The organism is Bacillota bacterium (assembly GCA_040755295.1).
In the GTDB taxonomy this organism is placed as follows: domain Bacteria; phylum Bacillota; class Desulfotomaculia; order Desulfotomaculales; family Ammonificaceae; genus SURF-55.
The window spans coordinates 1-1,257 of record JBFMBK010000041.1; the positions used below are offsets into that span (position 1 = coordinate 1).

Sequence of the window (1,257 nt, forward strand, 5' to 3'; positions counted from 1 at the left end):
GCTATTTTTCGTATAGAAAAGTACTTCTCTAATTCTTCCTCCACCTTGTCCGCCCTGGCAGCGGCAATCCCCCCGGCGATGAAGGTTCCCCCGGGACGGAGGCGCAGGGCGGCCTCAGGCGCTAAATGAATGATAACACCGGTGATGATGTTGGCTACGATCACGTCCGCCGGTTCCGTCAAGCCCTTGAGCAAATCTCCTTCCGTGACACGAACTACGTTTTCCAGGCCGTTATGTCTCACGTTTTCCCTTGCGACACGGATCGCTATTTCGTCGTTGTCTACAGCTACCACTTTCGCGCCCCCGAGGCGTGCTGCTGCAACCGCCAGTATGCCCGATCCCGTGCCCACGTCGTAAACCACCGAGCCGGGTTTTACCGCCCCTTCCATAAGTTCAAGGCACAACCTGGTGGTGGGATGCGTGCCGCACCCGAAGGCAAGGCCGGGATCGATGGTTATCACCAAATCCCCGGGCAGCGGGGTGTATTCCTCCCATGGCGGTCTGACTACAAGTGTTTTCCCGACCCTGAAGGTCTTGTAGTGCTCGCGCCAGGCCCTGAGCCAGTCGGTTTCCGGAAGTTCAAGGACGCCGACCGGCCCGATCGCATACGGCAAAAGGGCGGTTCTGAGTTTTTCCAACTTCTTGGAAGCTTCGAATGGAAGGTAACCTTTCAGTGTAACCGCCTGAAATAATACAGGGCGGCCATCCCCGTTGACATATCCGGATTCCAAGGCCACCCCGCGACCGGTTAATTCGTATATGACCAGAGTGACTGCGTCGGCATCTTCGGATTTTACAGTCACCCTTATTTCAAGCCATTTCACGGCGATACTCCCTCAATATTGTACAGCGTCGTTTACACGAAAGCGTCGCGAACCTTCTCAAAAAACCCCTTATCTTTTTCCGTTCTCGGCGACTCTTCGACGGAAAGCTTCGCCAGTTCGCGCAGGAGTTCCTTCTGCTTTTCGTTCAGCCGGGTGGGCGTTACGACCTTCACCTTGATAAGTTGATCGCCCCGCCCGTATCCGCCTGTGCCGGGCACACCTTTCCCCCTGAGACGCAAAACCGTTCCCGATTGTGTTCCTTCCGCGACTTTTATATGCGTCGTGCCGTCCAACGTCGGAACCTCTATCTCCGCCCCGAGTGCCGCCTGCGTAAAAGAAACCGGCACTTCGCATATCACGTTCTGCCCGTCCCGTTGGAAAACCGGATCACGCCTCACCTTGAGGTAAACATAAAGGTCTCCGGCAGGCCCGC

At 56.2% G+C, this 1,257-nt stretch carries 2 protein-coding genes; both read right to left on the reverse strand.

Annotation, left to right across the window (positions count from 1 at the left end):
* Positions 1-824, reverse strand: an 824-nt coding sequence (gene prmA, locus AB1500_13170) for a 50S ribosomal protein L11 methyltransferase (protein MEW6184097.1), incomplete at its 3' end; no start/stop codon positions are given.
* A gap of 32 nt (positions 825-856) precedes the next feature.
* The coding region (locus tag AB1500_13175; GenBank protein MEW6184098.1) for a DnaJ C-terminal domain-containing protein at positions 857-1,257 on the reverse strand (401 nt) is incomplete at its 5' end.